Source organism: Thermobifida cellulosilytica TB100 (assembly GCF_001517975.1).
GTDB lineage: Bacteria > Actinomycetota > Actinomycetes > Streptosporangiales > Streptosporangiaceae > Thermobifida > Thermobifida cellulosilytica.
Genome location: NZ_KQ950186.1, coordinates 107,417 through 126,198 on the forward strand (window position 1 = coordinate 107,417; position 18,782 = coordinate 126,198).

General features: G+C 70.5%; 19 protein-coding genes. All 19 read left to right on the forward strand.

The features are described 5' to 3' along the window. Window positions 1-433: DALR anticodon-binding domain-containing protein (locus tag AC529_RS17205; RefSeq protein ID WP_269745556.1), on the forward strand; the 433-nt coding region annotated here is incomplete at its 5' end. An 83-nt stretch (window positions 434-516) separates the two neighbouring features. Further along, window positions 517-1,902 (forward strand): diaminopimelate decarboxylase, encoded by a 1,386-nt coding sequence (gene lysA, locus AC529_RS17210; RefSeq protein ID WP_068758396.1) that lies wholly within the window; start codon window positions 517-519, stop codon window positions 1,900-1,902. Window positions 1,903-1,976: 74 nt separating this feature from the next. Next, entirely contained in the window at window positions 1,977-3,272 is a 1,296-nt protein-coding gene (locus AC529_RS17215) for a homoserine dehydrogenase (RefSeq protein WP_068758397.1), read from the forward strand. 214 nt (window positions 3,273-3,486) lie between these two features. Then, window positions 3,487-4,551, forward strand: a complete 1,065-nt coding sequence (gene thrC / locus AC529_RS17220) for a threonine synthase (protein WP_068758398.1) — start codon at window positions 3,487-3,489, stop codon at window positions 4,549-4,551. 29 nt (window positions 4,552-4,580) lie between these two features. Beyond that, window positions 4,581-5,573 (forward strand): homoserine kinase, encoded by a 993-nt coding sequence (gene thrB / locus AC529_RS17225; RefSeq protein WP_068758399.1) that lies wholly within the window; start codon window positions 4,581-4,583, stop codon window positions 5,571-5,573. 419 nt (window positions 5,574-5,992) lie between these two features. After that, the gene (gene rho, locus AC529_RS17230; RefSeq protein WP_068758400.1) at window positions 5,993-7,921 is read left to right on the forward strand and encodes a transcription termination factor Rho; all 1,929 of its coding nucleotides are present in this window, start codon (window positions 5,993-5,995) and stop codon (window positions 7,919-7,921) included. 225 nt (window positions 7,922-8,146) lie between these two features. After that, the gene (rpmE, locus tag AC529_RS17235) at window positions 8,147-8,356 is read left to right on the forward strand and encodes a 50S ribosomal protein L31 (protein ID WP_068758401.1); all 210 of its coding nucleotides are present in this window, start codon (window positions 8,147-8,149) and stop codon (window positions 8,354-8,356) included. Window positions 8,357-8,447: 91 nt separating this feature from the next. Continuing rightward, the gene (prfA, locus tag AC529_RS17240; RefSeq protein WP_068758402.1) at window positions 8,448-9,512 is read left to right on the forward strand and encodes a peptide chain release factor 1; all 1,065 of its coding nucleotides are present in this window, start codon (window positions 8,448-8,450) and stop codon (window positions 9,510-9,512) included. Further along, the gene (prmC, locus tag AC529_RS17245) at window positions 9,509-10,366 is read left to right on the forward strand and encodes a peptide chain release factor N(5)-glutamine methyltransferase (protein ID WP_068758403.1); all 858 of its coding nucleotides are present in this window, start codon (window positions 9,509-9,511) and stop codon (window positions 10,364-10,366) included. Before prfA ends, prmC begins: the two co-directional genes overlap by 4 nt. A 44-nt stretch (window positions 10,367-10,410) precedes the next feature. After that, window positions 10,411-11,187, forward strand: a complete 777-nt coding sequence (locus AC529_RS17250; RefSeq protein WP_068758404.1) for an L-threonylcarbamoyladenylate synthase — start codon at window positions 10,411-10,413, stop codon at window positions 11,185-11,187. 150 nt (window positions 11,188-11,337) lie between these two features. Beyond that, a complete protein-coding gene (locus AC529_RS17255; RefSeq protein WP_068758405.1) occupies window positions 11,338-12,477 on the forward strand; it encodes an MraY family glycosyltransferase in 1,140 nt (379 codons plus the stop codon). A gap of 228 nt (window positions 12,478-12,705) precedes the next feature. Beyond that, window positions 12,706-13,149, forward strand: a complete 444-nt coding sequence (locus tag AC529_RS17260) for a hypothetical protein (protein ID WP_068758406.1) — start codon at window positions 12,706-12,708, stop codon at window positions 13,147-13,149. Window positions 13,150-13,233: 84 nt separating this feature from the next. Next, on the forward strand, window positions 13,234-13,470 hold the full coding sequence (locus AC529_RS17265) for an AtpZ/AtpI family protein (RefSeq protein ID WP_068758460.1): 237 nt from the start codon (window positions 13,234-13,236) through the stop codon (window positions 13,468-13,470). 126 nt (window positions 13,471-13,596) lie between these two features. After that, complete coding sequence (gene atpB, locus AC529_RS17270) at window positions 13,597-14,454, forward strand: F0F1 ATP synthase subunit A (RefSeq protein ID WP_068758407.1); 858 nt, start codon at window positions 13,597-13,599, stop codon at window positions 14,452-14,454. 93 nt (window positions 14,455-14,547) lie between these two features. Further along, entirely contained in the window at window positions 14,548-14,751 is a 204-nt protein-coding gene (gene atpE, locus AC529_RS17275; protein WP_068692259.1) for an ATP synthase F0 subunit C, read from the forward strand. A gap of 49 nt (window positions 14,752-14,800) precedes the next feature. Next, on the forward strand, window positions 14,801-15,340 hold the full coding sequence (gene atpF, locus AC529_RS17280; RefSeq protein ID WP_068758408.1) for a F0F1 ATP synthase subunit B: 540 nt from the start codon (window positions 14,801-14,803) through the stop codon (window positions 15,338-15,340). Beyond that, window positions 15,340-16,149, forward strand: coding sequence for a F0F1 ATP synthase subunit delta (locus tag AC529_RS17285; protein WP_068758409.1), 810 nt, complete (start codon window positions 15,340-15,342; stop codon window positions 16,147-16,149). The genes atpF and AC529_RS17285 overlap by 1 nt, the downstream gene beginning before the upstream one ends. A 70-nt stretch (window positions 16,150-16,219) precedes the next feature. Continuing rightward, on the forward strand, window positions 16,220-17,863 hold the full coding sequence (atpA, locus tag AC529_RS17290) for a F0F1 ATP synthase subunit alpha (RefSeq protein ID WP_068758410.1): 1,644 nt from the start codon (window positions 16,220-16,222) through the stop codon (window positions 17,861-17,863). A gap of 3 nt (window positions 17,864-17,866) precedes the next feature. Further along, on the forward strand, window positions 17,867-18,781 hold the full coding sequence (locus AC529_RS17295) for a F0F1 ATP synthase subunit gamma (RefSeq protein ID WP_068758411.1): 915 nt from the start codon (window positions 17,867-17,869) through the stop codon (window positions 18,779-18,781). Window position 18,782: the final 1 nt, after the last annotated feature.

Genomic DNA, 18,782 nt, shown 5'->3' on the forward strand with positions numbered 1-18,782 from the left:
GCGCGCCACCCACGCCAACCCCGCCTTCGTCCTGCGCTACGCCCACGCCCACGCCCGCACCGCGGGCGAGCGCTGGGCGGCCGGCCTCGGCCTGCGCCGGGCCGCACCGGACCGCACCCTCACCGCCGAGGAGGTGGCCGCCCTCACCGCGCCCGCCGCCGAGGCGCTGCTCGGCGCGCTCTTCGACGGACCCGCCGCGCTGCGCGCCGCGGCCCGCCGTAACCAGCCCCACATCCTGGTGCGTTACCTGGAGGGTCTCGCCGCTGCCTACCATGAGTGGTGGGAGTCCCACGACCTCCTCTCCGGGCACGCCGACACGGCCCACGGCCCCGTCGCGACCACGGTGGCCGGGCTCGACCTCTGCGCCGCCGTCGCCGGTGTGCTGCACGCGGGACTCTCCCTCATCGGTGTGTCCGCGCCCACAAGGCTGTAGACGCCTCGACCGCGCCGCGTCCGGCCCCGGGCCCGACGAAGGCCGCACCCCGCCCTGTCACCATCCATCCGAGAGTCCCGCCCATGAGCCGCTACGCCCACCCTGCCGGACCGCGCCACGCGGACGTGCTGCCCGAGGAACACCCGCCCAGCCCGCCGGCGGACCTGCTCGACCTCCACCCCCGCGTGTGGCCGAGCACCGCCGTCCGGGTCGACGGCGAGATCACCGTCGGCGGCGTCGGCGTCACCGAGCTGGCCCGCGAGTACGGCACCCCCCTCTACGTCGTCGACGAGGCCGACTTCCGCGCCCGCGCCCGCGACTACCGGCTGGCCTTCGCCGACGCCGACGTCTACTACGCGGGCAAGGCCCTGCTCACCAAGGCGGTGGCCCGCTGGGTCGCCGAGGAGGGGCTCAAGCTCGACGTGTGCAGCGGCGGAGAGCTCGCCGTCGCCCTGGCCGCGGGCTTCCCGCCCGAGCGGATCGGCATGCACGGCAACAACAAGTCGGAGGCCGAGCTGGCCCGCGCCGTCGAGGTGGGCGTGGGGCGGATCATCGTCGACTCCTTCGACGAGATCGACCGCCTGGAGCGGATCGCCGCCGAACGGGGCCGCGTCCCCGAGGTCCTGGTCCGGGTCACCACGGGGGTGGAGGCGCACACCCACGAGTTCGTCGCCACCGCCCACGACGACCAGAAGTTCGGCCTGGCCATGAGCAACGGCGCCGCCGCCGAGGCGGTGCGCCGCCTGCTCGCCTCCCCGCACGTCCGCCTGGTCGGCCTGCACTCCCACATCGGGTCGCAGATCTTCGACACCGCGGGCTTCGAGGTCGCCGCGCGCCGCCTCAGCTCCTTCCTCACCCGGATCCACGCCGAGCACGGCGTCGTCCTGCCCGAACTGGACCTCGGCGGCGGACTGGGCATCGCCTACCTGCCCGACGACGACCCGCTGGACCCCAAGAGCATCGCCGAGAGCCTGACGTCGATCGTCGCGCACGAGTGCGCCGCCCAGGGCCTGCCGGTGCCCCGCCTGGCGGTGGAGCCGGGACGCGCCATCGCCGGACCGGCGGGCATCACGCTCTACGAGGTCGGCACCGTCAAGGACGTGGAGGGCATCCGCACCTACGTCAGCGTCGACGGAGGCATGAGCGACAACATCCGCACCGCCCTGTACGGTGCGGAGTACACCTGCGTGCTGGCCTCCCGGCACAGCGACGCCGGACCCATGCTGTCCCGCCTGGTCGGCAAGCACTGCGAGAGCGGCGACATCGTGGTCCGCGACCTGTACCTGCCCGCCGACCTGCGCCCCGGCGACCTGGTGGCGGTCGCGGCGACCGGCGCCTACTGCCACTCCATGGCCAGCAACTACAACCACCTGCCCCGTCCCGCCATGGTCGCGGTCCGCGAAGGGGGCTCCCGCACGCTGGTGCGGCGGGAGACCGAAGAGGACCTGCTGCGGCTGGACGTAGGCTGAACACCGGCCGACATCGTGGTCACCACGGGGTTGGGGACACGGACAACGAACGACGAAACGGGAGTCATCCCCTCATGGCACTGAAGGTGGCGCTGCTGGGTTGCGGCGTTGTGGGTTCTCAGGTGGTCCGGCTGCTCAACGAGCAGTCGCGCGAACTCGCGGAGCGCATCGGGACGCCTCTGGAGATCGGTGGCATCGCGGTGCGCCGCCCGGACCGCGCCCGCGCCGCGGGCGTGGCCCGCGAGCTGCTCACCACCGACGCCATGGGCCTGGTCACCAGGGACGACATCGACCTCGTGGTCGAGGTCATCGGCGGCATCGAACCCGCCCGGTCGCTCATCCTCGCCGCGATCAAGTCGGGCAAGTCCGTGGTGACCGCCAACAAGGCGCTGCTCGCCGAGGACGGCGCGACCGTCTTCGCCGCCGCGCGCGCCGCCGGGGTCGACGTCTACTACGAGGCCAGCGTGGCCGGGGCGATCCCGCTGCTGCGCCCGCTGCGCGACTCCCTCGCCGGGGACCGCGTCAACCGGGTGCTGGGCATCGTCAACGGCACCACCAACTACATCCTCGACCGGATGGACACCCTGGGCGCTGGCTTCGCCGAGTCGCTGGAGGAGGCCCAGGCGCTGGGGTACGCCGAGGCCGACCCGACCGCCGACGTGGAGGGCTTCGACGCCGCCGCCAAGGCCGCGATCCTCGCCCGGCTGGCGTTCCACACCCCGGTGACCGCCGCCGACGTGCACCGCGAGGGCATCACCGAGGTCTCCGCCGCCGACATCGCCAGCGCCAAGGCGATGGGCTGCGTGGTCAAACTGCTGGCCATCTGCCAGCGCTCCGCCGACGACTCCAGCATCGGCGTGCGGGTCCACCCGGTGATGCTGCCCCGCGAGCACCCGCTGGCCAGCGTCAAGGGCGCCTACAACGCGGTGTTCGTGGAGGCCGAGTCCGCCGGGCGGCTGATGTTCTACGGGGCGGGCGCCGGGGGCGTGCCCACCGCCAGCGCGGTCCTGGGCGACCTGGTCGCCGTGGCCCGCAACCGGCTGGCCCGCACCTTCGTGGCCGACGGCCAGGCCGACTCCGGGCTGCCCGTGCACCCCATGGGCGAGACCGTCACCAGCTACCACGTCTCGCTGGACGTCGCCGACCGGCCCGGCGTGCTGGCCAAGGTCGCCGAGGTGTTCGCCGCCAACGAGGTGTCCATCCGGCACGTCCGCCAGGAGGGCCACGGCGACGACGCCCAGCTCGTCCTGGTCAGCCACCCCGCCCCCGACTCGGCGCTGGCGCGGACCGTGGAGCAGTTGCGCGGCCACGACGAGGTCCGCGCGGTCGCCAGCGTCATGCGGGTCGAGACCTTCGGCGACGAGTCGTGAGCGGCGCGCGGCACCGCCCCCGGCCTGCACCGGTCGCGACGGGCCCAGCCAGGAAAGACAGCCCGATCCCGACGCACGCCCCGGGTCGAAGGGCCCTAAAATCGGGGGCAGGCTGCACGACCGCGCACGGTCGCCCAGCAGGCGCCCACCCCGACCGGCCGGGGCGGCGCCGTCCGGCCGTCCACCCAGTCACACCACTCGAAAGGGCCCTGTCATGAGCATGGCACGGGCGTGGCGAGGAATCGTCGAGGAATACCGCGATCGCCTTCCCGTCACGGCGAACACCCCGGTCGTCACCTTGCTTGAGGGAGGCACGCCGCTGGTCCCCGCCACGCGGGTCTCGGAGCTGACCGGCTGCGAGGTCTACCTCAAGGTCGAGGGCCTCAACCCCACGGGCTCCTTCAAGGACCGCGGGATGACCATGGCCATCTCCAAGGCGGCCGAGGACGGGGCCAAGGCGGTCATCTGCGCCTCGACCGGCAACACCAGCGCCAGCGCCGCCGCCTACGCGGTACGTGCCGGGATGACCTGCGCGGTCCTGGTCCCGCGGGGCAAGATCGCCATGGGCAAGCTGGCCCAGGCGCTGGTCCACGGCGCCCGCCTCCTCCAGGTCGACGGCAACTTCGACGACTGCCTGGAGCTGGCCCGCAAGCTCTCCATCGACTACCCGGTGGCGCTGGTCAACTCGGTCAACCCGTACCGCCTCCAGGGGCAGAAGACCGCGTCGTTCGAGATCGTGGACGCCCTGGGCGACGCCCCCGACGTCCACTGCCTCCCGGTGGGCAACGCGGGCAACATCACCGCCTACTGGATGGGCTACCAGGAGTACCACTCCGACGGCCGCAGCACCCGCCTGCCGCGCATGTTCGGCTTCCAGGCCAGCGGCGCGGCGCCGATCGTCAACGGCGCCCCGGTCACCCAGCCGCGCACCATCGCCACCGCGATCCGGATCGGCAACCCGGCCTCCTGGCAGTTCGCGGAGAAGGCCCGTGACGAGTCCGGCGGGCGCATCGACTCCGTCACCGACCGGCAGATCCTCTCCGCCTACCGGCTGCTCGCCGGCCAGGAGGGGGTCTTCGTGGAGCTGGCCTCCGCGGCCAGCGTGGCCGGTCTGCTCCAGGCGGTCGAGGCCGGGCAGATCGCGCGGGGCAGCCGCGTGGTCTGCACGGTCACCGGCAACGGACTCAAGGACCCCGACTGGGCCCTGGCCGGAGCCTCCTCGGCCGTCACGATCCCTGTCGACGCCCAGGCCGCCGCGGCGGCGCTCGGCCTGGCCTAGCCCAGTCCCTCCCACCCCGGAGCCACCGAATGCCTCAGCCGCAACGCACCGCGGTGACCGTGCGCACCCCCGCCACCAGCGCGAACCTCGGACCGGGGTTCGACGCCCTGGGAATCGCCCTGGACCTGTCCGACGAGATCGAGGTCCGGCTCCGCGACGACCGCGACGTCACGGTGGCCGTCGAGGGGGAGGGAGCCGGTACCCTGCCTCTCGACGACTCGCATCTCGTGGTGCGCGCCATGCGCGCCGCGTTCGACGCGGTGGGCCAGACCATGCCCGGGGTCGACCTGCGCTGCCGCAACGCCATTCCGCACGGCCGCGGGCTCGGCTCCTCGGCGTCGGCGATCGTGGCGGGCGTGGCCGCCGCGGCGGCCCTGGCCGACGGCGGGGACCGCCTCGACCGGGAGTGGATCTTCCAGACCGCCGCCGACATCGAGGGCCACCCCGACAACGTGGCCCCGTGCGTCTACGGCGGGTTCACCATCGCCTGGCGCGGCGCCAAGACCTGGCGCGCGTGGACGACGTCCCCCGCACCCGGGGTACGGCCGATCGTGTGCGTGCCCCGGCAGAGCCTGTCCACCGAACGGGCCCGGGGACTGCTTCCGGAGACCGTGCCGCACGCCGACGCCGCGTTCTCGGCGGGGCGGGCCGCGCTGCTGGTCGCGGCCGTCCGCGACTGCCCCGACCTGCTGTTCGAGGCGACCGAGGACCGGCTGCACCAGTCCTACCGGGCCGAGGCCATGCCCGACAGCGCCGCACTGGTGGAGTCCCTGCGCGGCGACGGCCTGGCCGCGGTGGTCTCCGGAGCCGGGCCGACCGTCCTGGTGCTCCACCACGACTCCGCGGACGCACCGGGCGGCCCCGCGGACCGCCCACTCGACGGATTTCCGCAAAACAACAGCGCTGTGGTTGATTCAATCCGGCAACGAGCGGGTACTGAATGGCACATACGCCCCTTAGCAATCGATCTGGTAGGGGTACGTGTCACTTCTCCCCGTTCATGGACTTGTGTCGAGGAATAGCTGTGGGCTCCGGTGATGTTAGGCTAGATGAAGCACCAGGTGCCCCACCACGGGGCCCGTGCTCATCCGCCGCAGTGTTTCCCGCGTCATTCGCGCGAGTGGTCTCTGATCCGCGAGCGCTCCGCACGGTAGCCACTGTGTCGAATCCGCGGCGAGTCCGCGGTTCTGCCCAATCCACTGCAGTCCCGGTTTCCTGGCACAGGAACAACAGGATGGCCCGAGGGCAGCATCATCCAGCCCATCGCCCCAGCGTCTGGCTGTGCCCAGAGCCCGCCGCGATCGGGTAAAACTCGTTGTCCAGCAGCGGTTCCGGCATCCACGCTGGGCACGCCTGACCCGGCCCCAGCCGGTTCGCACCACCGGGCTGGCCGCTCAGTTCATCGTGACGGCACCAGCCCGCTCCTTGGGAAGGACCCTTAGTGAGCGACACCACCGAACTCCACCAGGACGCGGCGGTCGGTACGCAGGACACGACCGCGTCCAAAGTGGACGTCGGCGACGCCGCGCCCCCCGTCGGCAAGAGCGCGTCAACGCGGTCCCGTAGCCGCTCCGGAGGTACCGGGCTGGCCGCGCTGAAGCTCACGGAGCTGCAGCGTCTGGCGTCCGACCTCGGAATCACGGGCACCGGCCGGATGCGCAAGAGCGACATCATCGCAGCAATCGAAGCCAAGCAGGGCGGGCCGGTCAGCGCCCCCAAGACCAAGACGGCGAAGACCTCCGCGACCGAGAGCGGCACGGCCGCCAAGGAGCAGGAGGCCCCCACGGCCGAGGCGCCGGCGGCCGAGGCCGCCGCACCCGCGGCGGACCGGGCCGAGCAGGCCGAGCGCCCCGAGCGCACCCGCAGGAGCCGTTCCCGCAGGCGCGGCGGCGAGGAGACTGCGGAGTCGCAGACGGCCGAGGGCAGCGACGCCGCCGAGAACGCCAAGCAGGACCCCGCGGCGTCGGCCGCCAAGTCCGAGGACACCGCCGCCCAGCCCGCACAGGGCGGGACCCGGGAGCGCCGTCGACGCAACCGCAACCGCGACGGCAGCAGCGGCGGCGGCGACCAGCAGTCGTCCCAGCAGCAGAACGGCCACAAGAGCGAGAACGCCAGCGGCGGCGGCAGCGGCGAGGACGAGGACTTCGGCGGCGGGCGCCGCCGGGGACGCCGTCGCGACCGCCGCGACCGCCGCAACCGCGAGCGCGCCGAGCAGGAGCCGGTGATCAGCGAGGACGACGTCCTGCTGCCGGTCGCGGGCATCCTCGACATCCTCGACAACTACGCGTTCGTGCGGACCACCGGCTACCTGCCGGGCTCCAACGACGTGTACGTCTCGCTGGCCCAGGTCCGCAAGTACGGCCTGCGCAAGGGCGACGCCATCACCGGCGCCGTGCGCCAGCCGCGCGAGGGCGAGCGCCGGGAGAAGTTCAACGCGCTGGTCCGTCTGGACAGCGTGAACGGGATGCCGCCCGAGCGGGCGCGCAACCGGCCCGAGTTCGCCAAGCTGGTGCCCCTGTACCCGCAGGAGCGGCTGCGCCTGGAGACCGAGCCCAACATCCTGACCACGCGCATCATCGACCTCATCTCGCCGATCGGCAAGGGGCAGCGCGGCCTCATCGTCTCCCCGCCCAAGGCCGGAAAGACGATGGTGTTGCAGGCGATCGCCAACGCGATCACCCAGAACAACCCCGAGTGCCACCTCATGGTCGTCCTCGTCGACGAGCGGCCCGAAGAGGTCACCGACATGCAGCGCACGGTCAAGGGCGAGGTGATCCACTCGACCTTCGACCGCCCCGCCGAGGACCACACGACCGTCGCCGAGCTCGCCATCGAACGGGCCAAGCGCCTGGTCGAGATGGGCCTGGACGTCGTGGTGCTGCTCGACTCCATCACCCGTCTGGGACGCGCCTACAACCTCTCCGCACCGGCGAGCGGGCGCATCCTGTCCGGTGGTGTCGACTCCACCGCGCTGTACCCGCCGAAGCGCTTCTTCGGCGCGGCCCGCAACATCGAGAACGGCGGCTCGCTGACGATCCTGGCCACGGCGCTGGTCGAGACCGGCTCCCGGATGGACGAGGTCATCTTCGAGGAGTTCAAGGGCACCGGCAACATGGAGCTCAAGCTCAACCGGAGCCTGGCCGACAAGCGGCTCTTCCCCGCGGTGGACATCGAGGCGTCCAGCACCCGCAAGGAGGAGATCCTGCTGTCGAGCGAGGAGCTCAACATCATCTGGAAGCTCCGCCGCGTGCTCCACGCCCTGGACGCCCAGCAGGCTCTGGAACTGGTCCTGGAGAAGCTGAAGAAGACCAAGAGCAACGCCGAGTTCCTGTTGCAGATCCAGAAGAACGCGGTCGGACCGAACGACTAGCACTCCGCCGGTGCGCCGCCCGCGCACCGGCGGAGCAGCGGCGCCGCACCGCACTTCCGCGCCCCGCCGACCGTCCGGCCAGGAATACCGGCTGGACGTTTGCGGTTCCACGGTCTGGCAGACTGGTATGGCGACCGCCGCGGTACCGGTTCGCGCACGCCCGCCCCACCCAGAGGCGGCCATCGCCGCGTGCGTCCGGCGACCGCCACTAGCGAGGAGAACCACATGAAACCCGGTATTCACCCCGACTACCACGTCACGCAGGTGACCTGCACCTGCGGTAACAGCTTCGTCACCCGGAGCACCGCACCCGGCGGCACGATCCGGGCCGAGATCTGCTCCTCCTGCCACCCGTTCTACACGGGCAAGCAGAAGATCCTGGACACCGGCGGTCGGGTCGCCCGCTTCGAGAAGCGTTTCGGCAAGCGCAAGTAGCGTCCGTCGGCGGCGCGTCCCGCTGCGAGGGGCGCGCCGCCGGTGTGACTGCTCCGTCCGATCCGAACGCTCTGTGGGGATGTAAGAAGAAGTGAAGCTGGACGACCTTCTCGGCGAGTACTACGAGCTGGAGCAGCAGCTCGCCGACCCAGCCGTGCACGCCGACCAGGCCAGGGCGCGCAGTCTGGCCAAACGCTACTCCCAGCTCACCCCCATCATCGCCGCCTACCGCGAACTCAACCAGGTCGAGAGCGACATCGAGGCCGCCCAGGAGCTGGCCGCCGAGGACCCGGCCTTCGCCGACGAGGCCAAGCAGCTCGCCGAGCAGCGCGAGGAGCTGGTCGAGCGGCTGCGCACCCTGCTCGTGCCGCGCGACCCCAACGACGACAAGGACGTCATCCTCGAGGTCAAGGCCGGCGAGGGCGGCGAGGAGTCGGCGCTGTTCGCGGGTGACCTGGTGCGCATGTACCTGCGCTACGCCGAACGCCAGGGCTGGAAGACCGAGATCATCAGCGCCACCTACTCCGACCTGGGCGGCTACAAGGACATCACCATCGCGGTCAAGAACCGCGGCACCGACCCCGCCAAGGGCGTGTGGCGGCAACTGAAGTTCGAGGGCGGGGTCCACCGCGTGCAGCGCGTGCCCGTCACCGAGTCCCAGGGCCGCATCCACACCTCGGCCGTCGGCGTGCTGGTGGTGCCCGAGGCCGAGGAGATCGAGGTCGAGATCAACGACAACGACCTGCGCATCGACGTCTACCGCTCCTCCGGACCCGGCGGCCAGAGCGTCAACACCACCGACTCGGCGGTGCGCATCACCCACCTGCCCACCGGCATCGTGGTCTCCTGCCAGAACGAGAAGAGCCAGCTCCAGAACAAGGAGCAGGCGCTGCGCGTGCTGCGGGCCCGCCTGCTCGCCGAGGCGCAGGCCGCGGCCGAGGCCGAGGCCCAGGCCGAACGGAGGAGCCAGGTCCGTACCGTGGACCGCTCCGAGCGGGTGCGCACCTACAACTTCCCGGAGAACCGCATCTCCGACCACCGGGTCGGCTACAAGGCCTACAACCTCGACCAGGTGCTCGACGGGGAGCTGAGCGGAGTGATCCAGGCCCTCATGGACGCCGACACCAAGGAGCGGTTGGAGGCCGCCCAGCAGTGAACCTCCTGCTCGACGAGGTCGCGCGAGCCACCCTCCGGCTCGCCGAGGCCGGAGTCGCCTCGCCCCGCACCGACGCCGAGGAGCTCGCGGCGTTCGTGCACGGCGTCCGTCGAGGGGAGCTGCACACCGTCGCCGACAGCGACTTCGACGCCCGCTACTGGGAGTGCGTGGCCCGGCGCGCCGCACGGGAGCCGTTGCAGCACATCACCGGCCGCGCCTACTTCCGCTACTTGGAGCTGGAGGTCGGCCCCGGCGTCTTCGTCCCGCGCCCGGAGACCGAGATGATGGTGTCCTGGGCGATCGACGTGCTGCGCGCCATGGACGTCGCCGACCCCCTGGTCGCGGACCTGGGCACCGGATCGGGCGCCATCGCGATCTCCATCGCCCAGGAGGTGCCGCGCTCCCGCGTCCACGCCGTCGAACTGGACGAGACCGCGCTGTCGTGGGCACGGCGCAACATCGCGCGCAGCGGGCTGGCCGAGCGAATCACCGCCCACCACGCCGACATGCGGACCTGCCTGCCCGAGTACAACGGCCGGGTGGACCTGGTCGTCACCAACCCCCCGTACGTGCCCCTGGACGGCGCCGACGACATCCCGCCGGAGGTCCGCGACTACGACCCCGCGCCGGCGCTGTGGGCGGGCGCGGACGGGCTCGACATGATCCGCCAACTGGAGGCGGTCGGCCGCCGCCTGCTGCGTCCGGGCGGGTTCATCGCCATCGAGCACGGCGACGGGCAGGGCATCGACATCCCGCCGCTCTTCCCCGAGTCGTTGGGCTGGCGCGACGTGCGCAACTGCAAGGACCTGGCGCACCGGGACCGGTTCGTGGTGGCCCGGCGCGCCGTGGACTGAGGCGGGCCGCAGCCCGACGACCCAGAGCAGACCGAGGTGAGGTTGTGAGCCGCAGGTACGACTGTGCGGACGAGGAGCAGCGCAAGGCCGGGATCGCGGACGCGGCCTCGACCGTGCGCCGCGGAGAGCTGGTGGTCCTGCCCACCGACACCGTCTACGGTGTGGGCGCGGACGCGTTCAGCCGCACCGCGGTGGCCGCGCTGCGCGAGGCGAAGAAGCGCGGCCGGGAGAAGCCGCCGCCGGTGCTCGTCGGCACCGTCCGCGCCGCCCAGGCGCTCGTCGACGACCTGGGGCGGCACGGCCAGGACCTGATCGAGGAGTTCTGGCCGGGACCGCTCACCCTCGTGTGCGCCGCGACCCCCAGCCTCTCCTGGGACCTGGGCGACACCAGGGGCACCGTCGCGGTGCGCATGCCCATGGACCCCGTGGCGCTGGAGCTGCTCAAGGAGGTCGGGCCGATGGCGGTGAGCGGGGCGAGCCTCAGCGGCAACCCGGCCGCCGCCACGGTCGAGGAGGCCGTGGCGCAGTTCGGCGACGACGTCAGCGTCTACCTCGACGCGGGTCCCCGCACCGACACGCCGCCCTCGACCGTCGTCGACCTGACCTACGCGGTGCCGCGCGTGCTCCGCTCGGGGGCGATCGGCATCGAGCAGTTGCGCGCCGTGTGCGGCACCGTCATCGCCGAGCTGAAACGCTCTGGACGCGGTCGGACGGCCGCCCCGGCGGAAGAGGCCGACAGGGCTGCGCAAGAGGCCGAGGAGCGGCCTGAGGGGGACGAGGGGACCCCTCCTGCCGACCGCGGCGGGGCGGACGCGTCCTGATCCGCGGGCGCGCCGCGGAGGGCGCTGCGCCGCGCGCAACGGCGGTCCCGGCCGCTGTCCGGCAGTGCTAGCGTCGATGTCATTCTCAGCCCACACACGCGCCGTGCCGTCGTGAGGGTACGGCCGGTCCACGGAAGGCTCCGCAACGCCGTGCGTGAGTACGCGCTCACCTTCGTCATCGCCGTGGCGGTCACCCACCTGCTGACCCCGCTGGTCCGCAACGCCGCGATCGCCTTCGGCGCGGTCCCCCCGGTGCGCGACCGGGACGTGCACACCGAGCCCATCCCCCGGATGGGCGGGATCGCCATGTACGGCGGCTTCGCCGCCGCGCTGCTGATCTCGGCGCAACTGCCGCACCTGCGCGAGGTGTTCTTCGACCAGACCTGGTGGCGCGGGCTGCTGGTGGCGGGCGCGCTGATCGTGGTGATCGGCGTCATCGACGACCGGTGGGGGATGGCCCCCGTCCCCAAGCTGGCCGGGCAGATCGTCGCGGCGGGCATCCTGGTCTCCCAGGGCGTGCAACTGCTGTGGCTGCCGCTGCCGGGCACCACCCTCGTCCTCGGCCCCGAGCTGGGCACCCTGCTGTCGGTGCTGCTGATCGTGGTCACCATCAACGCGGTCAACTTCGCCGACGGGCTGGACGGCCTGGCCTCGGGGATCGTCGCGATCGCGGCCGCGGCCTTCTTCACCTACTACTACGTGGTCGCCGTCGAGCAGGGCTTCGACCGCCAGTCCTACCCGGCCATGATCGCGATCATCCTGGTCGGGGTCTGCGCGGGCTTCCTCATCCACAACTTCAACCCGGCGCGGGTGTTCATGGGCGACACCGGGTCGATGCTGATCGGGCTGCTGCTGGCCTCCATCACCATCACCGTGACCGGCGAGTTCCAGGCCAACGCGGTCGTCCACTTCGACTCCAGCGGCCTGGTGGCCTTCCTGCCGATCCTGCTGCCGCTGCTGGCGCTGGCCCTGCCGCTGGCGGACTTGGTGCTCGCGGTGGTGCGGCGGACGCTGGCCGGCAAGTCGCCGTTCGCCCCCGACAAGAAGCACCTGCACCACCGGCTGCTGGAGCTCGGCCACTCGCACGCGCGCGCCGTGCTGCTGATGTACCTGTGGGCGGCGATCATCTCGTTCGCCGCGGTGTCGCTGTCGATCTTCGACGCGCCCGCGATCGTCCTGAGTGTTACCACATTGGTAGCGATCTGTGCGTTCGGTCTGATCACGCTGCCGCGGCTGCGGCGCCGTGCGCTGCGCCGGGCCGGGACCGTCACCGCGCGTGAAGAAAAGTGATGCACCACACGTGGTCGGCCGCTGATCACCTCAAAGAGGCATGAACGGGACTTTAACTCCAGGGAAAGCAGCAGGGTGACGGAACAGACATCGGGGACGGAGGAGCAGTGGCAGGGACGATCCTTCGCGGAGTAAGCGACGCTTAAAGGTGCCCATGGGAAATAGTGTCGAAACCTTGTGATAGCTTTCACGAGCAAGCACCTCACAGCACAACACCGGAGTTCACGCATGCAGGAACACGACGCCAAGGTTCTCCGCGGCGCCGCGATTCCCACACTGGTGGTCGGAGGCGGCAGCACCGCTGTCTTCCTCGCGATCTCCGGTACGGTCGGTGTGCTCGGCGCGCTCGCTGCGCTGCTGCTGGTTCTTGCCTTCTTCGGCGTCTCCGGGTGGGCGGTGGCCCACCTCAGCAGGCGCAATCCGGACCTGTTCCTGCCGGCCACCCTGGGAGCCTTCCTCGTCAAGGCGGTGATCCTGGGGGCCGCGCTGCTCACGCTGCGCAACACCGATCCCGCCTGGCTCGACACGACCGCCTTCGCGGTGACCTCGCTGCTGTGCGTGGTCTCCTGGCTGGGCGGCCACGTCCGGGTGCTGGCCACGACCAAGACCCTGCACGTCGATCCGGAGCCGAGTGCCGTCTCCGGTCCGGAGGCCCGGCATGAGAAGCCATGACGGGCGCGCCACGGCATGCCGTCCCCCGGCACCCCCCTGCCGCGTGGCCGGCCGCGACAACCTGCTATGTTCCGGAGCGACAGGATGAGCGAGCCACGGAAGCAGGACAGGAACTCCCCCCAGGAGACCTCCGGGGCGTCGGTCGACGGAATCACCATCGTCTCCCTGCTCGTGTCCGGGATGATCGTGTGGGGCGGCGTCGGCTGGCTGCTCGACCGATTAACGGACCACCGGGCGCTGTTCCTGCCCATCGGCATCCTGCTCGGACTGGGGCTGGCGCTGTACATGGTCTTCGCCAGGCTCCGCGTCCACTCCAACTAGCCACATCCTCCGGGACCGCCCGCCGCCGACAGCACCCGTCGGGGGCGGAGGGACCACCGCTGACCGCCGTTGCCGGTCCGCTCAAGACTGACCAGAACCTCTTGATTCACGACGGAAGGGTTCGCCGTGAGTGCTGACACGCTCAACCTCGCTGCCGAGGGCGGTGGTGGTCTGTTCACGCCGGGGGGACCCGGCTTCGAGGCCCCCTCCGTCGGGATCTTCTTCCCGTCCCCCTGGTCGTGGGGCGACTACAGCGAGGCCCTCCCCTACACCAGCGGCATCACCAAGTACGTGATCCTGCTGCTGGTGGCCACCAGCCTGGTGGTGTTCTTCCTGTGGTGGACCTCGCGCAAGCTGTCCGTCGTCCCCGACCGCAGGCAGAGCATCCTCGAGCTCGTCGTCCTCTTCGTCCGCGACCAGATCTCGCGGCCGATGATAGGTGTGAAGGGCGACAAGTACCTGCCGCTGCTGGTCTCCCTCTTCCTGTTCATCTTCGCGATGAACGTCATGGGGATCATCCCCTTCCTGCAGTTGCCGGTCACCAGCAACCTCTCCTACCCCGCCGGCCTGGCCCTGGTCATCTACATCACCTTCATCACGGTGGGCATCCGCAGCCAGGGCTTCACCCACTACTTCAAGGGCGCGGTCGTCCCCTCCGGGGCGCCCGGCTGGATCCTGCCGCTGCTGGTCCCCATCGAGATCCTCTCGAACTTCATCATCCGGCCCGCGACGCACGCCATCCGTCTGTTCGCGACCATGTTCGCCGGACACCTGCTGCTCGCCACGTTCGCCGCGGGCGGCTGGTACATGTTCAACCCCGCCGCCGGGCCGCTCTACGGCACCATCTCGGTGCTGTTCTCCGGATCGGCCCTGCTGGCGTTCATCATCTTCACCGCTTTCGAGCTGGTGATCATGTTCCTGCAGGCCTTCGTGTTCACCCTGCTGGCCGCTCTCTACATCGGCCAGGCCCAGGAAGCGCACTAGACCAGCAGGTTCTGAACCCGACCCTTTCCCGTGCCCCCGCCCGGAGGGCACGACAACCCATCCGGCCCTGTGGCCACGATTCAAGGAGAAAGCATGGAAGGCAGCCTCAACGTCATCGGCTACGGCATCAGCGTCATCGGTGCCGGTATCGGCGTGGGTATCGTCTTCGGTCTGGGCATGCAGGCCATCGCCCGCCAGCCCGAGGCCCGCGGTCCGCTGCAGACCAACATCTACATCGGCTTCGCCCTCATCGAGGCGCTCGCCCTGCTGGGCTTCGTCCTCGCGTTCGCCATCTAGGACGAACCGGCGAAGGAAGTAGGCAACCAACCGTGAAGGGGCGCTGACCATGTTGGGCCTGGCCGCCGAAGAGAACGTTCTACGGATCCACATCGACGAACTCGTCTTCGGCCTCATCGCCTTCGCCGTGATCTTCGCACTGGTGTACCGCTACGCCGTGCCGCGGGTCACGAAGATGCTCGACGAGCGCGCCGACTCCATCGAAGGTGGTATCGAGCGGGCGAAGAAGGCAGAGGCCGAAGCCGAGGAACTGCGCCAGCAGTTCAAGGAGAAGCTGGAGGAAGCGCACCGGTCGTACGCGGCCGAGCTGCAGAAGGCCAGCGAGCAGAGCGCCGCCATCATCGCTGAGGCGCGCGAGGAGGCCCAGGCCGAGGCGCGGCGCATCATCGAGGCGGCGCACGCCCAGATCGAGGCGGACCGCCAGCAGGCCATGGAGCAGTTGCGGGCCGAGATCGGGGCGCTCTCCGCCGAACTGGCTGCCCGGATCGTCGGGGAGACCCTCGCCGACAGCGCCGCGCAGAGCCGGGTCATCGACCGGTTCCTCGCGGAGCTGGAGAGCGGGAGCACGCAGCAGGCAGAGGTGCGTTGATGCAGGGTGTCAGCCGTACCTCTGTGGGCGAGGTGATCCGACGCCTCGACGACATCCTGCCGTCCGCCAACGCAGCCACGTTGGGCCACGAGCTCTTCGAGGTCGTGGCCCTGCTGGAGCAGGAGCACTCCCTGCGCCGGTGGCTGGCCGACCCGGCCGGCTCCCCGGACAGCAAGTCCGCGCTCGTCAGCGACCTTCTGGAGACGAAGGTGTCGCCGGCCACCCTCCTCGTGGTCAGCGATGTCGTCCGGGCCAAGTGGTCCACGTCGCGCGACCTGGTCGACGCCGTCGAACAGGCCGCCGTGTTCGCGACGATCGCCGAGCACGGCACCGCCCAGGAGCTCGAGGGAGTCGAGGACGAGCTGTTCCGGTTCGGCCGGATCGTCACTGGTCAGCCCGAGCTCCGCGCCGCGCTGACCACGGACGGCGTCTCCATCGAGCACAAGCGGACCCTGGTGGAGAACCTGCTCTCGGGCAAGGTCGGCGCGGCGACGCTGGCCCTGGTCACCGAGGCCGTCACCCGGCCTCGGGGACGTACCCTGGAACAGGGTCTCGACCACTTCAGTCAGCTGGTGGCCGAACGGGCCAAGCACTACATCGCCGTGGTACGGACCGCCGTTCCGCTGAGCGAGGCGCAGCAGTCCAGGCTGCAAGCCGCGCTCACCCGGATCTACGGCCGGGACATCCACCTGAACATCGAGATCGCGCCGGAGATCGTGGGTGGACTCTCCATCCGCGTGGGCGACGAGGTCATCGACGGCACCATCGCGGGGCGTATCGCCGAGGTCCGGCGACGCCTGGCCGGCTGACGCGAGGACGCACCGAAGCAAGACGCACGGCGCCGTACGCGGCGCCAACGAGAGCAAGGACATACGTGAGATGGCGGAGCTGACGATCCGACCGGAGGAGATCCGGGACGCGCTGCAGCGCTTCGTCCAGTCGTACGAGCCTGACGCCGCCGCACGCGAGGAGATCGGAACCGTCACCTACTCCGGTGACGGCATCGCCCGCGTCAGTGGCCTTCCCTCTGCGATGGCGAACGAGCTGCTGGAATTCGAGGACGGCACCCAGGGCATCGCGCAGAACCTGGAGATCGGCGAGGTCGGTGTCGTCGTCCTCGGTGACTTCACCAAGATCGCGGAAGGCCAGACGGTGCGGCGGACCGGCCAGGTCCTCTCCGTTCCGGTGGGCGACGCCTACCTGGGCCGCGTGGTGGACCCCCTCGGCCGGCCGATCGACGGCAAGGGCGAGATCGAGACGACCCAGCGCCGCGAACTCGAACTCCAGGCGGCCACGGTCATGCAGCGCAAGCCGGTGCACGAGCCGCTGCAGACCGGCATCAAGGCGATCGACGCGATGACCCCGATCGGCCGCGGTCAGCGCCAGTTGATCATCGGTGACCGGCAGACCGGCAAGACCGCGGTCTGCATCGACACGATCATCAACCAGAAGGCCAACTGGGAGTCCGGCGACCCGAACAAGCAGGTGCGCTGCATCTACGTCGCGGTGGGTCAGAAGGGCTCCACCATCGCCGGTGTGCGCGGCGCCCTGGAGGAGGCCGGCGCGATGGAGTACACCACCATCGTGGCCGCTCCCGCCTCCGACCCCGCGGGCTTCAAGTACATCGCCCCCTACACCGGCTCGGCCATCGGCCAGCACTGGATGTACCAGGGCAAGCACGTCCTCATCGTCTTCGACGACCTGACCAAGCAGGCCGAGGCCTACCGCGCGGTCTCCCTGCTGCTGCGCCGCCCGCCGGGCCGCGAGGCGTACCCCGGTGACGTCTTCTACCTGCACTCCCGCCTGCTGGAGCGCTGCGCGAAGCTCTCCGACGAGCTGGGCGGCGGGTCGATGACCGGTCTGCCGATCATCGAGACCAAGGCCAACGACGTGTCGGCCTACATCCCGACGAACGTCATCTCCATCACCGACGGCCAGGTCTTCCTGGAGTCCGACCTGTTCAACCAGGGCCAGCGCCCGGCGATCAACGTCGGTATCTCGGTCTCCCGCGTCGGTGGCGCCGCGCAGACCAAGGCCATGAAGAAGGTGGTCGGCTCCCTGCGCGTGGGTCTGGCCCAGTACCGCGACCTGGAGGCGTTCGCCGCCTTCGGCTCGGACCTGGACGCGGCCTCCAAGGCGCAACTGGAGCGGGGCGCCCGCCTCATGGAGCTGCTCAAGCAGGGCCAGTACTCCCCCTTCCCGATGGAGGAGGAGGTCGTCTCCATCTGGGCCGGCACCACCGGCAAGCTGGACGACGTCCCGGTCGAGGACATCCGCCGCTTCGAGTCGGAGTTCCTCGCCTACCTGCGCCGCGAGCACAGCAAGATCCTCGACACCATCCGGGAGACCGAGAAGTTCGAGGACGAGACCGCCCAGGCCCTGACCGACGCGATCAACGAGTTCAAGAAGACCTTCCAGACCAGTGCCGGGACCATCCTCGGCACCGAGGCCCCGGCCGAGGCGCTGGACGAGTCCGAGGTCGGCCAGGAGACCATCAAGGTCGCCAAGACCAGCGGGAAGTAGCCCATGGGTGCACAGCTTCGCGTCTATCGCCGGAGGATCCGCTCGACCAAGTCGATGGCGAAGATCACCCGCGCGATGGAACTCATCGCCGCCACGCGCATCACCAAGGCGCAGCGGGCGGCCGAGGCGGCTGGCCCCTACGCCAGGGAGATCACCGGGGCGGTGTCCGCGGTGGCCGCTCGGGTCAGGGAGCATCCGCTGCTGACCGAGGCGGAGAACCCCATCCGGGCCGCCGTGCTGGTGATCACCAGCGACAAGGGCCTCGCCGGCGCCTACACCGCCAACGCGATCAAGGAAGCCGAGCGCCTCACCCAGCTCCTCACCGAGCAGGGCAAGGAAGTGCTCGTCTACATGGTGGGCCGCAAGGGCATCGGCTTCTACAACTTCCGCGAGCGTCCCATGGCGGACTCCTGGGAGGGCTTCACCGAACGCCCCTCCTACATGCACGCCAAGGAGATCGCCTCGGTCCTCATGGACAAGTTCGTCCAGGAGACCGCGGAGGGCGGCGTCGACGAGATCCACATCGTCTCCACCGAGTTCGTCTCCATGATCACCCAGCAGGCCCGGGCCTCCCGGATCCTGCCGCTGGAGGTCGAGGAGGTCGAGCCCAAGGTGCTCGAGGCCGAGCAGGGGCCGCTGCCGCTGTACGAGTTCGAGCCCGGTGCTGAGGAAGTGCTCAACCAGTTGCTTCCCCAGTACGTGACCAACCGGGTCTACTTCGCCCTCCTCGAGTCGGCCGCGTCTCAGCACGCGTCGCGCCGCGCCGCGATGAAGGCGGCCACCGACAACGCCGAGGAGCTTGTCAAGACCCTGACCCGCCAGGCCAACCAGGCCCGCCAGGCGGAGATCACCAACGAGATCAGCGAGATCGTCGGCGGCGCCGACGCCCTCGCTGCTGCCAGCGCGGGGAGTGAGTAAG

Bases quoted from the DNA above. Each gene is read 5' to 3' on its own strand.
- atpA (WP_068758410.1), top strand. From the start codon at position 16,220: ATGGCGGAGCTGACGATCCGACCGGAGGAGATCCGGGACGCGCTGCAG.
- AC529_RS17285 (WP_068758409.1), top strand. From the start codon at position 15,340: ATGCAGGGTGTCAGCCGTACCTCTGTGGGCGAGGTGATCCGACGCCTC.
- rpmE (WP_068758401.1), top strand. From the start codon at position 8,147: ATGAAACCCGGTATTCACCCCGACTACCACGTCACGCAGGTGACCTGC.
- AC529_RS17215 (WP_068758397.1), top strand. From the start codon at position 1,977: ATGGCACTGAAGGTGGCGCTGCTGGGTTGCGGCGTTGTGGGTTCTCAG.
- AC529_RS17295 (WP_068758411.1), top strand. From the start codon at position 17,867: ATGGGTGCACAGCTTCGCGTCTATCGCCGGAGGATCCGCTCGACCAAG.
- thrB (WP_068758399.1), top strand. From the start codon at position 4,581: ATGCCTCAGCCGCAACGCACCGCGGTGACCGTGCGCACCCCCGCCACC.
- atpF (WP_068758408.1), top strand. From the start codon at position 14,801: ATGTTGGGCCTGGCCGCCGAAGAGAACGTTCTACGGATCCACATCGAC.
- atpE (WP_068692259.1), top strand. From the start codon at position 14,548: ATGGAAGGCAGCCTCAACGTCATCGGCTACGGCATCAGCGTCATCGGT.
- AC529_RS17260 (WP_068758406.1), top strand. From the start codon at position 12,706: ATGCAGGAACACGACGCCAAGGTTCTCCGCGGCGCCGCGATTCCCACA.
- AC529_RS17265 (WP_068758460.1), top strand. From the start codon at position 13,234: ATGAGCGAGCCACGGAAGCAGGACAGGAACTCCCCCCAGGAGACCTCC.
- thrC (WP_068758398.1), top strand. From the start codon at position 3,487: ATGAGCATGGCACGGGCGTGGCGAGGAATCGTCGAGGAATACCGCGAT.
- lysA (WP_068758396.1), top strand. From the start codon at position 517: ATGAGCCGCTACGCCCACCCTGCCGGACCGCGCCACGCGGACGTGCTG.